This window comes from Microbacterium sp. NPDC096154 (assembly GCF_040302945.1).
Lineage (GTDB): Bacteria > Actinomycetota > Actinomycetes > Actinomycetales > Microbacteriaceae > Microbacterium.
Genome location: NZ_JBEOSM010000014.1, coordinates 22,537 through 38,750 on the forward strand (window position 1 = coordinate 22,537; position 16,214 = coordinate 38,750).

The 16,214-nt window shown below is 64.8% G+C and carries 11 protein-coding genes and 1 pseudogene; 5 read left to right on the forward strand and 7 right to left on the reverse strand.

The window, feature by feature from the left end; all coding sequences use genetic code 11:
• Positions 1–10 precede the first annotated feature (10 nt).
• Complete coding sequence (locus tag ABTW64_RS14675; RefSeq protein WP_350623600.1) at positions 11–1,105, forward strand: NADH:flavin oxidoreductase/NADH oxidase; 1,095 nt, start codon at positions 11–13, stop codon at positions 1,103–1,105.
• Between the two features lie 92 nt (positions 1,106–1,197).
• On the opposite strand, the gene ABTW64_RS14680 is transcribed toward ABTW64_RS14675, so the two are convergent.
• The 4 genes from ABTW64_RS14680 to ABTW64_RS14695 form a co-directional block, all read right to left on the reverse strand.
• Positions 1,198–2,250: a hemolysin family protein gene (locus ABTW64_RS14680; RefSeq protein ID WP_350623602.1), complete on the reverse strand. Its 1,053-nt coding sequence runs from the start codon at positions 2,248–2,250 to the stop codon at positions 1,198–1,200.
• Positions 2,247–3,596 (reverse strand): hemolysin family protein, encoded by a 1,350-nt coding sequence (locus tag ABTW64_RS14685; RefSeq protein ID WP_350623604.1) that lies wholly within the window; start codon positions 3,594–3,596, stop codon positions 2,247–2,249. The genes ABTW64_RS14680 and ABTW64_RS14685 overlap by 4 nt, the downstream gene beginning before the upstream one ends.
• 94 nt (positions 3,597–3,690) lie before the next feature.
• Positions 3,691–4,710 (reverse strand): squalene cyclase, encoded by a 1,020-nt coding sequence (locus tag ABTW64_RS14690; protein ID WP_350623606.1) that lies wholly within the window; start codon positions 4,708–4,710, stop codon positions 3,691–3,693.
• Positions 4,711–4,756: 46 nt separating this feature from the next.
• Positions 4,757–6,367, reverse strand: coding sequence for an SPFH domain-containing protein (locus ABTW64_RS14695; protein WP_350623608.1), 1,611 nt, complete (start codon positions 6,365–6,367; stop codon positions 4,757–4,759).
• 224 nt (positions 6,368–6,591) lie between these two features.
• On the opposite strand from ABTW64_RS14695, the gene ABTW64_RS14700 reads away from it, so the two are divergent.
• Positions 6,592–10,272 (forward strand): multifunctional oxoglutarate decarboxylase/oxoglutarate dehydrogenase thiamine pyrophosphate-binding subunit/dihydrolipoyllysine-residue succinyltransferase subunit, encoded by a 3,681-nt coding sequence (locus ABTW64_RS14700; RefSeq protein ID WP_350623610.1) that lies wholly within the window; start codon positions 6,592–6,594, stop codon positions 10,270–10,272.
• Between the two features lie 259 nt (positions 10,273–10,531).
• Here the strand turns inward: ABTW64_RS14700 and ABTW64_RS14705 are convergent, their stop codons facing one another.
• The 3 genes and pseudogenes from ABTW64_RS14705 to ABTW64_RS14715 all read right to left on the reverse strand — a co-directional run.
• A complete protein-coding gene (locus ABTW64_RS14705; protein ID WP_350623612.1) occupies positions 10,532–11,113 on the reverse strand; it encodes a rhomboid family intramembrane serine protease in 582 nt (193 codons plus the stop codon).
• Positions 11,114–11,178: 65 nt separating this feature from the next.
• Positions 11,179–12,273 carry an ABC transporter ATP-binding protein gene (locus ABTW64_RS14710; RefSeq protein ID WP_350623614.1) on the reverse strand — a complete coding sequence of 365 codons (1,095 nt, stop codon included), beginning with the start codon at positions 12,271–12,273 and terminating at the stop codon, positions 11,179–11,181.
• Positions 12,270–12,776, reverse strand: a pseudogene (locus ABTW64_RS14715) (ABC transporter permease); the annotation flags it as partial. The gene ABTW64_RS14710 and the pseudogene ABTW64_RS14715, both read right to left, overlap by 4 nt.
• 129 nt (positions 12,777–12,905) lie before the next feature.
• Here ABTW64_RS14715 and ABTW64_RS14720 point away from each other — a divergent pair.
• Genes ABTW64_RS14720 through qoxC form a run of 3 tightly spaced genes read left to right on the forward strand, consistent with a single transcriptional unit; the run spans position 12,906 to position 16,189 of the window.
• Positions 12,906–13,631, forward strand: a complete 726-nt coding sequence (locus tag ABTW64_RS14720; protein ID WP_350623618.1) for a hypothetical protein — start codon at positions 12,906–12,908, stop codon at positions 13,629–13,631.
• A 21-nt stretch (positions 13,632–13,652) separates the two neighbouring features.
• The gene (gene qoxB / locus ABTW64_RS14725; protein ID WP_350623620.1) at positions 13,653–15,596 is read left to right on the forward strand and encodes a cytochrome aa3 quinol oxidase subunit I; all 1,944 of its coding nucleotides are present in this window, start codon (positions 13,653–13,655) and stop codon (positions 15,594–15,596) included.
• Positions 15,593–16,189 (forward strand): cytochrome aa3 quinol oxidase subunit III, encoded by a 597-nt coding sequence (qoxC, locus tag ABTW64_RS14730; protein ID WP_350623622.1) that lies wholly within the window; start codon positions 15,593–15,595, stop codon positions 16,187–16,189. Before qoxB ends, qoxC begins: the two co-directional genes overlap by 4 nt.
• Positions 16,190–16,214 lie beyond the last annotated feature (25 nt).

Sequence of the window (16,214 nt, forward strand, 5' to 3'; positions counted from 1 at the left end):
ACGGAGATCCATGAGCCTGCTCTTCAGCCCGCTGACCCTGCGCGACACCGTCTTCCGCAACCGCCTCTGGGTGGCGCCCATGTGCCAGTACAGCGCGATCGACGGGATGCCCAACGACTGGCACCACGTGCACCTCGCGCAGTTCGCGTCGGGAGGAGCGGGGCTGATCGTCGCCGAGGCGACCGCCGTGACCCCCGAGGGGCGCATCACCCCGCGCTGCACCGGCTTGTGGAGCGATGCGCAGCGCGACGCATGGCGTCCCGTGGTGGACTCCATCCACGCGCGCGGGTCGCTCGCAGGGGTGCAGCTGGCGCACGCCGGGCGCAAGGCGTCGACGTGGTGGCCGTTCGCCGAGCGTGCCGGCGTGCCGCTCGACGGCAGCGTGCCGGCGGATGAAGGCGGATGGACCACGGTCGCGCCCTCGGCGATCGCGTACGAGGGCTATGCCGAGCCGGTGGCCCTGGACGCGGCGGGCATCGCGGCCGTCGTCGAGGCGTTCCGCTCGGCCGCGCGACGGGCGGTCGACGCCGGCTTCGACGTGCTCGAGGTGCACGCCGCGCACGGCTACCTGCTGCACGAGTTCCTGTCGCCCCTCAGCAATGTGCGCGACGACGAGTGGGGCGGAGCGCTCGAGAACCGCGCGCGGCTCGTGCTCGACGTGGTGCGCGTCGTACGGGCCGAGGCGGGCGAGGACGTGCCGATCCTCGTGCGCTTCTCGGCTTCGGACGCCGCCGAGGGCGGGCTCGAGCCCGACGACGTGGCGGCCGTGTCGCGCTGGGCCGTCGAGGCCGGGGCCGACCTGATCGACGTCTCGTCGGCGGGCCTCGTGGCCCACCAGCGACTGTCGGTCGGCCCCGGTTACCAGGTGCCGTTCGCGGCGCGCATCCGCGAGGTCGCCGAGGTGCCGGTGGCCGCAGTGGGAATCATCACGAACGGTGCGCAGGCCGAGCAGATCCTGCAGGACGGCTCCGCCGACGCGATCTTCGCGGCCCGCGAGTGGCTGCGAGACCCGCACTTCGCGCTGCGCGCGGCAGTCGAGCTCGGCGAGGACCCCCACACGCTCTGGCCGCCGCAGTACCTCCGCGCCTACCGCCGCGCCGGCTGACCGTGTCCCACTTCGCGCCCTTCACGGCGTGACCGTGTCCCACTTCACGCCCTTCAGACATCCGCATAAGGGCGCGAAGTGGGACACACCGGTCAGCGTCGCCGGGTCGCGTCGTGGACCTCTCCGATCAGCTCCTCGAGGATGTCCTCGAGGAAGAGCACGGCCGTGGTCTCGCCCTGCGCGTTGCGCACGCGCGCGAGGTGGCGGCCGGCGCGCCGCATGACGGCGAGCGCGTCCTCCAGGTCGGTCGTCTCCTGCACCGGAACCATGTGGTGGATGCGCTTGGCCGGGATGGGACGCGTCTGCTTCTCCGGCACATCCGCGTCATCGGCCGCCCGCAGCACGTCCTTGAGGTGCACGTACCCGACCGGCTGCCCCTCGTCGTCGACGATCACGTAGCGCGAATACCCGTGCTTCGCGACGGCGCGCTCGATCTCATCCGGCGTCGTCGTCTCGGGCAGGGCGACGATCTCGCTCAGCGGCACCGCGACATCTCCCGCCTTCTTGTCGGTGAACTCCACGGCGGCGGCCACGGCTCCCGAGACGTCGTCCAGCACGCCCTCGCGACGAGACTGCGTCACGATCGTCGCGACCTCGTCGAGCGTGAACGTCGACGCGGCCTCGTTCTTCGGCTCCACTCCGAACAGGCGCAGCACGCCGTTGGCCAGCCAGTTGAGCACCCAGATCACGGGGTGGAACACCTTGGAGACCCACACGAGCGGCGGCGCGAGCAGCAGCACGGCGCGGTCCGGCACCGAGAACGCGAGGTTCTTGGCCACCATCTCGCCGAACACCACGTGCAGGTACGACACCAGCACGAGCGCGATCGCGAACGCGACCGTGTCGACGAGCCCCTCGGGCAGCCCCGTCAGGCCCAGCGGCACCTCGAGAAGGTGATGGATGGCCGGCTCCGACACGTTCAGGATCAGCAGCGAACAGATCGTGATGCCCAGCTGCGAGGTCGCCAGCATGAGAGTGGCGTGCTCCATCGCGTACAGCGCGGTCTTCGCGGCGCGCGAGCCGCGCTCCGCCATCGGCTCGATCTGCGAGCGGCGCGCGGAGATGACCGCGAACTCGGCCCCCACGAAGAAGGCGTTGGCGAGCAGCAGCACCACGAGCCAGACGATTCCCATCCAGTCGCTCATCGCTCGCCCCCCTTCTCCGTGGCCATGCCGGGCAGATCGTCGTTGCCGTCGCTCGGCAGCGGGTCGGGCGTGTAGCGCACCCTGTCCACGCGACGTCCGTCCATCCGCTCGACTGTGAGCACGCCGTCCTCGACGCGCACGGCGTCGCCCACGGCGGGAATGCGCTCGAGAACGCTCATGATGTAACCGCCGACCGTGTCGTACGCGTCGTCCTCCGGCACCACGATCTCGGCGCGGTCGCGGAGCTCGTCGGGGCGCAGCTGCCCGGGGAACGTGAGCGAGTCACGGTGCCGCACGACGCCGGCCGGACGTCGGTCGTGCTCGTCCGCGACCTCGCCGACGATCTCCTCGACGAGGTCCTCGAGCGTCACGACGCCCGCTGTGCCGCCGTATTCGTCGACCACGACGGCCATCTGATAGCCGCGCGAACGCAGCTCGGAGACCAGCTGATCGAGGTGCACGGTCTCGGGCACGCGCAGCGGATCGGTCGCGAGCGCGGCCGCGGGCACGTCGGCCCGCCGCTCGCGCGGCACCGACACGGCGGCCTTGAGGTGCACGATGCCGACGATGTCGTCCATCGACTCCCCGAACACGGGGAATCGGCTGTGCCCGGTCTGGCGCGCGAGCTCGATCACGTCGTCGGTCGAGTCGCCCGCCGCGACGGCGTGCACGCGTGGCCGCGGGGTCATCACGTCGCCCGCGGTCAGGCGCGCGAACGTCAGGCTGCGGTCGAGCAGCGTCGCGGTGTCCTCCTCGAGCACTCCGGCCAGGGCCGACCGGCGCACGAGCGACGACAGCTCCTCTGCCGTGCGCGCGCCCGACAGCTCCTCCTTCGGCTCGATGCCCAATCCGCGCAGCACGGCGTTGGCGCTGCCGTTGAGCAGCGCGATCGCCGGCCGGAAGATCGCGGTGAAGGCGATCTGGAAGGGCGCGACCACCTTGGCGGTGGCGAGCGGCAGCGCAAGAGCGAAGTTCTTGGGCACCAGCTCGCCCAGGATCATCGACAGGATGGTCGCCACCGCCATGGCCACCACGGTGGCGATCGGCGCCACCGCCGCCTCGGCGAGACCCCACGACGCCAGCACGGGCTCGAGCAGGTGCGAGAACGCGGGCTCGAGCGTGTAGCCGGTCAGCAGCGTGGTCAGGGTGATGCCCAGCTGCGCGCTCGACAGGTGCGTCGAGGTGCGTCGCAGCGCGGCGATCGTCATCGTCAGCCGGGATTCGCCGCGCGCCTGGCGCGCCTCGAGGTCCGCGCGGTCGAGATTGACCAGCGCGAACTCACTGGCGACGAAGAGGCCCGTGCCCACCGTCAGGAGAAGCCCCACGCCGATCAGGATGAGATCCATCGCGATTCACCTCCCTGCGGGAGCGAGGTGCGGACGTGGGGCGAGTGACTACTGGGAGGGTCGTCCATGGTGGTTCGATCATACGGGCGCGCGCCTATGGGAGTGCTGGAGAAGCGGACGCCTCGCGCTCTCCCGTCGCGGAGTCCCACCAGTCGAGCACCCGCGTGCCGATCAGCGTGAGCCACTTGGACGGCTCGCCGGGCGGCACGTCCACGTGCACCCACACGAGGCCGGGCTCGCGATCGCCCTGCAGCCATCGCCCGTCGTCCCGGCGCGCCGCGCGCACGCGCGCCACGGCTTCGGCCAGGCGCGGATCGGGCTCTGTGCCATCGTGCGCGGCGGCGGCGCGGAAGTGGTCGAGGGCACGCAGGATGCTGTACCGCCAGCGAGCGGGGGCGGAGAACGTCGTCGCCCAGGATCCCACCGGCTCGCCCGTCGACAGCCGGTACAGCAGCCGGCGCTCGAGCAGGTACTCCTCGCCGCGGAGGCGCGCCCCTCGCACCGACGCGTCGCCGGTGATCCGCTCGTAGGCCAGCAGCCCCTCCAGGGCGTTCAGCGTGGAATGGAACGATGACCGGGTCGATCCCTCCACCCACTCGCAGTTCCACCCGCCGTCGGAGAGCTGGTGTGCGGGGAACCACGCGGCGAGCGCCGAGACGTCCGCCCCGAGCCACGCGCCGGAGGCCAGGGTCATCGCGTTGATGCAGACGTCGGTCTCGCCGCCCCAGTACGGCAGGTCGTCATACTCCCAGCGGCAGTTGGCCGCGATCCGCTCCGCCGTGTCTCCGAGCACGGCCGGATCGAGGCCCCACTCCTGCAGTGCCTTGAGGGTCCAGTCGGTCGACACCCACGGCTGGGCGTGCTCCCCGACCTCGCCCTCGGCGACGCCGGCCGCTCGCCAGCCCTCACCCGGGAAGTGCGCGCCGCGCGCCCACGTGCCCTCCGCGTCCTGTCGGTCGAGCAGCGTGCGCGCCCACCCCTCCTCCGCCACCCGCGCTCGCGTGGCGCGCCACGCCTCCTCGGGAAGGCGCAGGATGTCACGCTCGACCTGCCAGCGCAGGGCCGGATCGGAGTCGAGCAGCCACTCGGCGAGCTCGCGCGACGGGGCGCTCATGGCTCCCACGGTAGGGACCAGGAGCGCCCCGCGCTACGACTTCTCGTCAGAGCGACGGCGCGGCGTCGCCCTCCGAGACGGCGGCCTCGGCGTCGCGTGCGGCGCGCGAGCGCCGCGCCGGAGCCGCGGTCGTCTCTGCCGCCGCTGCGGGCCCGGCCGGAGCGGCAGAGCGCATGCCCTCGCCGATGCCCTCGCCGACCGCGCGGCCGGCGATGATGGCGCCGAGGTCGACGCCCGTCGCGGCCTTCACCGCGTCGAACGTGGCGCGCATGCCCACGGCCTGCTCGCTCGCGAGGTGGCTGGAGGCGCCGCCCTCGCCGCCGAGCACCGTGATGGAGCCCACGCGCTGATAGCCCTTGGCGAACTCGGCCATCATCGGCACGACGGCCTCGATCGCGCGCTGCGCCATGAGGGCCTCCTCGTGCTCGGCGATGGCTGCGGCCTCGGCCTTGATCGCCGACGCCTTCGCGTCGCCCGCGAGCCGGATGGCCTCGGCGTCGGCCTCGGCGCGGAACTTCGTGCCCTCCGCCTCCTGCTGCGCGGCGAACGCGGCGGCCTCGGCGGCGGCGCGCTTCGCCAGCGCGTCCGCCTCGGCGGCCAGGCGCACCGTCTCGGCGTCGGCCGCGGCGCGGGTCTTCAGCTCGAGGGCCTTCTGCTCGGCGATCCGGGCCTGCGCCTCGGCCTCCTTGATCCGGGCGTACGCCTCGGCATCCGCCTGCTTCTGCTGCTCGTACGCCTCGGCATCGGCCTTCTGCTGGCGCTCGTACGCGGCCGCCTCCGCCACCCGGCGCACCTCGGCGTCGAGCTTGGCCGCCTGGTTCATGGCGGCCTGCTCCAGCACACCCTGCTCGAGCTTCTCGCGTGCCAGCTTCTCGGCCGCCTCGGCCTCGGCGTTGGCCCGGCCGATCTCGGCCTTCGCGTTGGCGGTGTTCTTCTGGTACGCCGTGTACTCGACCAGGTTCTGCTCGTCGGTGGCGATCTTGTTGCGCTGCACCTCGCGCTGCGCCGTGATGCTGGCCACCTGGGCGTCGCGCTTGACCCGCTCGATCTCGCTCGCGCCCAGCGCCTCGATGTAGCCGTTCTTGTCGGTGATGCCCTGGATCTGGAACGAGTCGAGGATGAGGCCCTGCGCCTCCAGGTCGCCCTTGATGTTCTCGGCGATCTGGTCCGACAGCTGCTGCCGGTCGCGCATGAGCTGCTCGACGGTGAGCATCGCGACCACACCGCGGAGCGAGCCCTCGAGCTGCTCGCGCGTGAACTGCTCGATCGCGCTGTCCTGCGAGGCGAACCGCTCGGCGGCGCGGCGCACCTGCTCGGGGTCAGAGCCGATCTTGAACAGCGCGACGCCGGTCACGTCGACCGTGACGCCGTTCGACGACTGCGCCGTGGGCTCGACGTTGATCTGACGGGCGCGCAACGAGATCAGCTCGGCCCGCTGTGTGATCGGGTTGACGATGGCACCGCCGCCCGTGACCACAGTGATGCGGGACGTCTCGCCGTCCGCGCCGCGCTGGTTCTTTCCGACGATCACGAGGGCCTCGTCGGCCTTCGCGATCCGGTACCAGGCTCGGAACAGCAGGGTCACGATGAGCGCAAGGACGATGACGCCGACCACGATCGGGCCGACGGTGAACAGCAGGGTGAAGGGATCCAGCAAGAGTCACTCCATTCGACACGGCGAACGGCATCCTCTGCGCCCCCGCCTGCCGCTCAAGATAGCGACAGGGGCGAGCGGCGCGCATCCGTCCTGAGAGGGACCTCCGCATAGGGCCGAGGCGGGTGGTCCCACCGGGATCTGGGCTAGGCTTTTCAGGCGTACGCGTCAGCGCTTCGTCGCGCGCGCAGGAACGAATTTCACCGATGAAAGAAGGCGAATCGGCCGTGTCGACCCAGGGAACGGGCACCGGGACCGCGAACGACGGAGAGTTCGGGGCCAATCAGTGGCTCGTGGAAGAGCTCTACGAGCAGTTCAAGGTCGATAAGAACTCGGTGGACAAGGAGTGGTGGCCCGTTCTGGAGGCCTACCAGGCCGGCACACCCGCCGCCCCCGCGGCGCCAGCGCCCGCCGCTGCGGCGCAGGAGGCTCACCCGCCGACTGCGCCCATCCCGGTGATCGGCCAGCAGCCCATCGCCCGCACCACCGCGAAGCCCGCGGCGCCGGCTCCCATCCCGGCCGACGCGCCGCAGAAGCCGGCCGCGAAGGCCGAGCCGGAGGCGAAGGCCGACGAGGACGTCGTGACCGTGCTCAAGGGCATGCCGAAGACCCTCGCCAAGAACATGGACGAGTCGCTCACCGTCCCCACGGCCACGAGCGTCCGCACCATCCCGGCGAAGCTGATGATCGACAACCGCATCGTCATCAACAACCACATGTCGCGCACGCGCGGCGGCAAGGTCAGCTTCACGCACCTCATCGGCTGGGCCCTGATCCAGGCGCTGAAGGAGTTCCCGAGCCAGAACGTGTTCTACGCCGAGATCGACGGCAAGCCCTCGGTCGTCGCGCCGGCGCACGTCAACCTCGGCATCGCGATCGACCTTCCCAAGCCCGACGGCACCCGCGCCCTGCTCGTCCCGAGCATCAAGAACGCCGACACCCTGTCGTTCACCGAGTACCTCGCCGCGTACGAGGATCTCGTCAAGCGTGCGCGCGCCAACAAGCTCACGGCTGGCGACTTCGCCGGCACCACGGTGTCGCTCACGAACCCGGGCGGCATCGGCACCGTGCACTCGGTGCCCCGCCTCATGAAGGGCCAGGGCTGCATCATCGGCGCCGGCGCCCTCGAGTACCCGGCCGAGTTCCAGGGCGCGAGCCAGAAGACGCTCAACGAGCTGGCGATCGGCAAGACCATCACGCTCACGAGCACCTACGACCACCGGGTCATCCAGGGTGCCGGATCGGGCGAGTTCCTCAAGAAGGTGCACGAGCTGCTCATCGGGCAGCGCGGCTTCTACGAGGACATCTTCGCAGCGCTGCGCATCCCGTACGCGCCGATCCAGTGGAACAGCGACGTGGCGGTCGATCTGGCCGAGCGCGTCGACAAGACCGCTCGCGTGCAGGAGCTCATCAACAGCTACCGCGTGCGCGGCCACCTGATGGCCGACATCGACCCGCTCGAGTACGTGCAGCGCCTGCACCACGACCTCGAGATCGAGTCGCACGGCCTGACGTTCTGGGATCTCGAGCGCGAGTTCGTGACCGGCGGCTTCGGCGGCAAGCGCACCATGAAGCTGCGCGACATCCTGGGTGTGCTGCGCGACTCGTACTGCCGCACGACCGGCATCGAGTACATGCACATCCACGACCACGAGCAGCGCGAGTGGTTCCAGCAGAAGCTCGAGCGGGCGTACTCCAAGCCCGACCACGACGACCAGCTGCGCATCCTGCGCAAGCTGAACGAGGCCGAGGCGTTCGAGACCTTCCTGCAGACCAAGTACGTCGGCCAGAAGCGCTTTTCGCTGGAGGGCGGCGAGTCGCTCATCCCGCTGCTCGACCGCATCCTGGAGGGCGCGGCGGAGGCGGGTCTGGACGGAGCCGCCATCGGCATGGCGCACCGCGGCCGCCTGAACGTGCTCACCAACATCGCCGGCAAGACGTACGGCCAGGTGTTCCAGGAGTTCGAGGGCGCCCTGCCCGGCAACAAGCGCGGCTCCGGCGACGTGAAGTACCACCTCGGCACCGAGGGCACGTTCGTCGCCGAGGGCGGCGCCGAGCTCGACGTCTACCTCGCCGCCAACCCGTCGCACCTCGAGACCGTCGACGGCGTGCTCGAGGGCATCGTCCGTGCCAAGCAGGACCGCAAGCCGGTCGGCTCGTTCACGTGGCTGCCGATCCTCGTGCACGGCGACGCGGCCTTCGCGGGCCAGGGCGTCGTGGTCGAGACGCTGCAGATGTCGCAGCTGCGCGGCTACCGCACCGGCGGCACGGTGCACGTGGTCGTCAACAACCAGGTCGGCTTCACCACGCTGCCGCAGGACGGCCGCTCGTCGGTGTACGCCACGGACGTCGCCAAGACCATCCAGGCCCCGATCTTCCATGTCAACGGCGACGACCCCGAGGCCGTCGTGCGGGTCGCGGAGCTGGCGTTCGAGTATCGCGAGCGCTTCCACCGCGATGTCGTGATCGACCTCGTCTGCTACCGCCGCCGCGGTCACAACGAGGGCGACGACCCGTCGATGACGCAGCCGCTCATGACCAACCTCATCGAGGCGAAGCGCTCGACCCGCCGCCTGTACACCGAGGCGCTCGTGGGCCGCGGCGACATCACCGAGGAGGAGTACGAGCAGGCCAAGCGCGACTTCCAGGAGCGCCTGGAGATCGCCTTCGCCGAGACGCACGCGGCCGAGACCGGCTCGAACCCCGTGATCGACGCCGAGGCCCTCGCGGAGGCGTCGGTCGTCGGCGAGCCGGACGTCACGGGCGTGCCGGTGGAGGTCATCCACCAGATCGGCGACGCGCACGCGAACAAGCCCGAGGGCTTCACGGTGCACTCCAAGCTGCAGCAGCTGCTCGACAAGCGCGTGCAGATGAGCCGCAACGGCCAGATCGACTGGGGCTTCGGCGAGCTGCTCGCGTTCGGTTCGCTGCTGCTGGAGGGCACGTCGGTGCGCCTCGCGGGTCAGGATGCCCGCCGCGGCACGTTCGTGCAGCGTCACGCGACGTTCCACGACCGCGTGAACGGCCAGGAGTGGCTGCCGCTGGTGAACCTGTCGGAGAACCAGGGCCGGTTCTGGGTGTACGACTCGCTCCTGAGCGAGTACGCCGCCCTCGCCTACGAGTACGGCTACTCGGTCGAGAACCCCGACGCGCTCGTGCTGTGGGAGGCCCAGTTCGGCGACTTCGTCAACGGTGCGCAGTCGGTCATCGACGAGTACATCTCGGCGGCCGACCAGAAGTGGGGCCAGCAGTCGAGCGTCGTGCTGCTGCTCCCCCACGGCTACGAGGGCCAGGGACCCGACCACTCGTCGGCCCGCATCGAGCGCTTCCTGCAGCTGTGCGCCCAGGACAACATGACGGTCGCGCGTCCCTCGACGCCGGCGTCGTACTTCCACCTGCTGCGTCGTCAGGCGTACTCGCGGCCGCGCAAGCCGTTGATCGTCTTCACCCCCAAGGCGATGCTGCGCCTGCGCGGCGCGACCAGCGAGGTGGCCGATTTCACGACCGGCCGCTTCGAGCCCGTGCTCGACGACAACCGCGGCGGCGACAAGGCCGCGGTCAAGAAGGTGCTGCTGCACTCCGGCAAGATCCACTGGGATCTGCGCGGCGAGCTCGACAAGCGCCCCAACCCCGAGATCGCGCTCGTGCGTCTCGAGCAGTTCTACCCGGCGCCGGTCGCCGAGCTGAACGCGGTGCTCGACACCTACCCGAACGCGGAGCTGGTGTGGGTGCAGGATGAGCCCGAGAACCAGGGCGCCTGGCCGTTCATCGCGCTGGAGCTCGCGAAGCACCTGAAGGGCCGCTCGATCAGCGTGGCCTCGCGCGTCGCGTCGGCCTCGCCCGCCACGGGCTCGTCGAAGGTGCACGCGTCGGAGCACGCCGACCTGATGCAGCGCGCGCTCTCCTGAGCCCGCTCTCACGCGAAGCGGCCGGTCCCCTGGGGGCCGGCCGCTTCGCTTCGTCCGGAGATCCCGCGTCGTCCGGAGATCCCGCGTCGTCCGGAGACCCCGCGTCCTCAGGAGATCCCGCGTCCTCAGGAGATCCCGCGTCGTCCGGAGATCCCGCGTCGTCCGGAGATCCCGCGTCCTCAGGATCGGATCGCGCGCAGGCATCCTGAGAAGCCGGGATCCCCTGGCGACGACGCGCCGCGCTGCTCCGATCGGATCGTCAGCGGCGCCGCTCGCGCAGCCACAGCGCGGCCAGCACGCCGGCGATCGCGCCGAACAGGTGGCTCTGCCACGAGACTCCGGGCTGACCGGGCAGCACGCCCCACAGCACCGCGCCGTAGAGCGCCGCCACGATCAGGCCGATCACGATCTGGCCGAGGCGCCGGCTGAAGACACCGCGCAGGATGACGTAGGTCAGCCATCCGAAGACCAGGCCGCTGGCCCCGAGATGCACCGTGCCGGGCCCGCCCGTGAGCCACACGGCCGCTCCCCCGCCGATCCAGATGATGGCCGTCGCCATGAGCCCGCGCCGGTAGTCGACGGCCAACGTCAGGAATCCCAGCACGAGAGCGGGGAGCGTGTTGGCGATCAGATGCGACCAGCCCCTGTGCAGCAGCGGCGCCCACAGGATCCCCCACGCGCCGTCGGGCCGCCAGGGAGCGATGCCGCCGCCATCCAGCTGATTCGCTGTCAGCGTGTCCACCAGCTCGATCGCCCACAGCGCCAGCACGTACACGCCCACGGTCACCGCGGCAGCGCCCACCGCCCAGCCGCGCCGCAGCGGAGGAGCTGCCTCGGTCATCCCGCGATGATATCCGCGCGGGCGCCCCGCCGCCGCGCCGTGCGCGCGGCACCCCGCCGCGGCTGCTACGAGGACGCCCGCACCACCACCGGCGCCGGGTCGATCGCCACTGTCACGCGCTCCTCGAACGCGAGCCGCTCGCCGGCGGCGTGCTGCATCCAGAGCATGGCTCCGCTCTCGGTGCGCACAAGCGTGCGGCGCATCGAGCCGAGGAACGTGGACTCCTGCACGACAGCGGCGATGGGGCCGCCGAGGCGCACGTTCTCGGGGCGGAGGAACGCCTCGCCCGGCCCGTCCGGGGCCTCACCCACCAGCGGCAGGTCGGTGCCCAGGACCGACGCGACGCCGCCCGCGACCATCGCGGGCACGACCGACGACAGGCCGACGAAGGCGGCCACACCCGGCGTCGCGGGGCGCAGGTACAGGTCTTCCGGAGTGCCGATCTGCTCGATTCGGCCGGCGTTCATCACCGCGATCCGGTCGGAGACCGCGAGCGCCTCCTCCTGGTCGTGCGTCACGAACACCGTGGTCGTGCCGAGGCGCAGCTGGATGCGCCGAATCTCGTCGCGCAGCTGGACCCGCACCTTGGCGTCGAGCGCCGACAGCGGCTCGTCCAGCAGCAACACGCGCGGCTCCGTCACCAGGGCCCGTGCGAGCGCGACGCGCTGCTGCTGGCCGCCCGACAGCTGGTGCGGGAAGCGGTCGGCGAGGTGCCCGAGCCCCACGAGGTCGAGGGCGTCGCCCGCCCGGGACGTCGCCTTCGCCCGCCCGACGCCACGCCGCCGCAGCCCGAAGGCCGCATTGTCGATCACCCTGAGGTGCGGGAACAGCGAGTACGCCTGGAACACCATGCCGATGTCGCGCCTGTTGGTCGGCGTGCCGGAGACGTCCTGCCCTCCGAGCAGCACAGCACCGGCGGTGGCCCGTTCGAGGCCCGCGAGCACGCGCAGCGCGGTGGTCTTGCCGCACCCCGACGGCCCGAGCAGCGACACGAACTCGCCCGGCCGGATGTCCAGGTCGATGCCGTGCAGCACTCGGGTGGACCCGTAGTCCTTCACGACGCCACGGAACTCGACACGCGTGCCGTCGCCCGCCGCAGCGAGTAGGACGTTCTCGGCCGTGCGAGGAAGCTCCTGCGGGCTGTCGTCGATGGTGGTCATGATGCGGCCTTCTCCTTCTTGAGGCGCTTGGGCAGGCGCGGAGCCGATCCGACCCAGCCGATGCCGAGCAGCAGGACGAACACCACTGCCAGGGCGAGCAGCGTGAACATGGCGGGCGCGTACGGGTCCTGCTTCTGCACCACGACCATCGCCGTCTGGAACACCTGACGGTTGAGCAGTGAGGCGATCGTGAACTCGCCCAAAACCACCGCCACCGAGATGAGCGAGGCGGCGAGCAGGCCCTGCCGCATATTGGGCGCGAGCACGCGGACCACGACGTCGAACCAGCCGGCGCCCAGCGAGCGGGCGGCCTCGGTGAGCGTGCGCAGGTCGATCGCGTCGATCGACGCCTGGATCGCACGGTATGCGAAGGGCAGCACGGTGATCCCGTAGGCGAACGCGAGCGTCCAGGCGCCGGTGCCAAGGGCGCGGCCGATCTGCAGGTAGAGGGGCGCGAGGCCGACGACGAGCACGATGGCCGGGATGGAGCTAAATATCGTGCATCTAAGGCAGCACCAGATTATGAACCACCACATGAAGAGGGCAATAAGTGGCTGGAGATTATTTGGATTACAATTCCTGTCATCATTGTTGCGTTTTTATCCGTTGTTACATTGCGGAGTACCTATGCGGTGGAAAACGTACCAGCTGGATATGAGGATCAAAAGCCATTAGTCATTTATGCAGCATCCTCCAACTGGAAATGGCATTTTAGTTATCCAGAGGAAGGGATTGAGACTGTAAACTATGTCAATATCCCAACACATCGTGCAGTTGAGTTCAGACTTTATTCGTATGGTCCGATTACAAGCTTCTGGGTTCCACAACTTGGTGGTCAAAAATATGCCATGAGCGATATGGTTAATAAGCTGAATTTAGTAGCTGAAAATGCTGGATCATTTATGGGGAAAAATGCGAACTTCTCTGGTAGAGGTTTTGCAGATATGGAGTTTGAGGCACTAGCTTTGACCCCGCAAAAATATGATGAGTGGGTTAAGGAAGTAAAGCAAACAGCTTCTGAATTAACAGAACAAGAGTTTAAAATGTTGTTAGAGTCTGAGCATGTTGGACGGAAAACTTACTCTTCCACGCATTTAAGCTTTATGCCACCTCCTGAAGGTGAATATGGCGGTCATAACCATGGTGGGGATTCATCTCATACAGGAGACAATGAGTCTAAGGATCATTCCGATATGGACATGGATCACTCTGATATGGATATGGATCATTCCAATATGGACAACTCAGATCATAAGGAAGAACAAACGAATACCAACGGACAACATGATTCAGGTCATAATGGTAGCCATAATGAGGGGCACGATCATAGTGAAGTTGGTTCATCAGATAAAAAATAGTGTGAAGGGGGTTAGCATCATATGAAATGGGACGAATTGCTCGTCACTGGGGAACCGATGATTTATGGGGCACAAATTAGTATTTTGATTGTGTCTTTAGCCATCGTTATTGGTTTAACCTATTTTAAAAAATGGGGTTATCTCTGGCGTGAATGGTTAACGACGGTAGACCATAAAAAAATCGGTATTATGTATATTATTAGTGCATTAATTATGCTATTCCGAGGCGGCGCAGATGCCATCCTTATGAGAGCACAGCTAGCAGTTCCTGAAAACGGATTGTTAAATTCACAGCATTATAATGAAATATTTACCACACATGGTGTGGTCATGATTTTGTTTATGGCGATGCCATTTGTTATCGGATTAATGAACGTTGTAGTTCCTTTGCAAATCGGGGCGAGAGACGTTGCATTTCCACGTTTAAATGCAGTAAGCTTCTGGTTATTTTTTGTAGGCGCAATGTTATTTAACATCTCGTTTGTAATTGGTGGCTCACCAGACGCAGGCTGGACAGCGTATTTCCCGCTTGCAAGTCTAGAATTTAGCCCAACTGTCGGAAATAACTATTATGCGATTGCATTACAGATTTCCGGGATTGGTACTTTGCTAACAGGTGTTAACTTTATCGTTACAATTTTGAAAATGCGCGCACCTGGCATGACGTTGATGAAAATGCCGATGTTTACTTGGTCGATTTTGATCACCTCCGTCATTATTTTGTTTGCTTTCCCTGTATTAACGGTGGCGTTAGCCTTAATGGCCTTTGACCGATTGTTTGGCTCTCAGTTCTTTACGATGGCCAATGGCGGGATGGATATGCTCTGGGCGAACCTGTTCTGGGTATGGGGTCACCCTGAGGTATACATTGTAGTATTACCTGCCTTCGGTATTTACAGCGAAATTATCGCTACATTCTCACGTAAAAACCTATACGGCTATAAATCCATGGTATTTAGTATGGTTGTTATTTCCGTATTATCCTTCCTTGTATGGGCGCATCACTTCTATACAATGGGCCATGGAGCTACAGTGAATGGCTTCTTCTCCATTACAACGATGGCGATTGCTGTTCCAACCGGTGTGAAAATATTTAACTGGCTCTTTACCCTGCGAAAAGGGCGAATAGAGTTTACGACACCGATGCTATACTCCTTAGCATTTATCCCGATCTTCACCATCGGTGGGGTAACAGGGGTTATGCTAGCGATGGCAAGTGCGGATTATCAATATCATAATACGATGTTCTTAGTTGCCCACTTCCACTATGTATTAATTCCGGGTACCGTATTTGCAGTTATTGCAGGCTTTTACTACTGGTTCCCTAAATTGTTTGGGTTCCGTCTTAATGAGAAGCAAGGTAAGCTTGCGTTCTGGACGATTGCAATCAGCTTTAATGTCACGTTCTTACCGTTGTTCTTCCTAGGTCTAAAAGGGATGACACGTCGGATGTACACCTATTCTGCAAGCACAGGCTTTGGTCCACTGAATTTGATCGCATCTATTGGTTCTGTAGGCTTGCTGATTGGATTTATGATTCTTGTGTACAACATTTACTGGAGTTTCCGTTACGCGCCAAGAGACAAGACTGGAGATCCTTGGAACGCACGTACACTTGAGTGGAGTACGCATAGCCCTGTACCTGAGTATAACTTTGCCATTGTTCCTAAGGTGGATGGTCTTGATCCATTCTGGGAGCAGAAAAAAGGTGGTAAACAGCTATACGAAGGCGAGCTTGAAGAAATTCATATGCCAAACAATAGCGGTCAGCCTATTATTTTATCAGCGATATTCTTTGTTTGGGGCTTTGGGATGGTATTTAGCTGGTGGCCTGCGGTTGTGATATCCACGATTGGTATTGTGGTGATGTTAGCAATAAGATCATTTGAGAAGGATCATGGTCATCATATTCCTGTTTCGAAAATTAGAGAAACTGAAGAACGATTGCGGGGTGAAAACGCATGAAAGTAGATCATACGCTTCCGCTAGAATATAGCACAGAGGATAATAGTAACAAAATTCTTGGATTTTGGTTATTCCTTGGCGCAGAAATTGCGTTGTTCGCTACTTTGTTTGCCGTATATTTTACCCTTTGGAATCGTACAGGTAGTGGCCCATCGGGTAAGGATATATTTGAGATCACGCCTGTTCTGCTTGAAACCTTCTTGCTTCTAACAAGTAGTTTCACTTGTGGCTTGGTTATTAATAGCATGCGACATAACATGAAAAAGGCAGCAATGACTTTCTTAGTCATCACGTTGTTGCTTGGTCTTGGCTTCCTAGGTATTGAGATTTATGAGTTCGTGACGTATGTACATGAAGGTGCTACGCTTCAGACAAGTGCGTTTTTATCCAGCTTGTTTGTGTTGCTTGGTACACACGGTTTGCACGTCACGATGGGGGTATTATGGGGTCTTGCACTATTAATACAAATTCGTAGTCGTGGATTTAACCCTGTAACCGCGAATAAAACGTTTATTTTCTCTCTGTATTGGCATTTCCTTGATGTTGTATGGATCTTTATATTTAGCTTTGTTTACCTGAAAGGACTGATGTGACATGAAGAAACTTTTCCCGCTTCAA

Bases quoted from the DNA above. Each gene is read 5' to 3' on its own strand.
- ABTW64_RS14675 (WP_350623600.1), top strand. From the start codon at position 11: ATGAGCCTGCTCTTCAGCCCGCTGACCCTGCGCGACACCGTCTTCCGC.
- ABTW64_RS14680 (WP_350623602.1), bottom strand. From the start codon at position 2,250: ATGAGCGACTGGATGGGAATCGTCTGGCTCGTGGTGCTGCTGCTCGCC.
- ABTW64_RS14685 (WP_350623604.1), bottom strand. From the start codon at position 3,596: ATGGATCTCATCCTGATCGGCGTGGGGCTTCTCCTGACGGTGGGCACG.
- ABTW64_RS14690 (WP_350623606.1), bottom strand. From the start codon at position 4,710: ATGAGCGCCCCGTCGCGCGAGCTCGCCGAGTGGCTGCTCGACTCCGAT.
- ABTW64_RS14705 (WP_350623612.1), bottom strand. From the start codon at position 11,113: ATGACCGAGGCAGCTCCTCCGCTGCGGCGCGGCTGGGCGGTGGGCGCT.
- ABTW64_RS14710 (WP_350623614.1), bottom strand. From the start codon at position 12,273: ATGACCACCATCGACGACAGCCCGCAGGAGCTTCCTCGCACGGCCGAG.
- qoxB (WP_350623620.1), top strand. From the start codon at position 13,653: ATGAAATGGGACGAATTGCTCGTCACTGGGGAACCGATGATTTATGGG.
- qoxC (WP_350623622.1), top strand. From the start codon at position 15,593: ATGAAAGTAGATCATACGCTTCCGCTAGAATATAGCACAGAGGATAAT.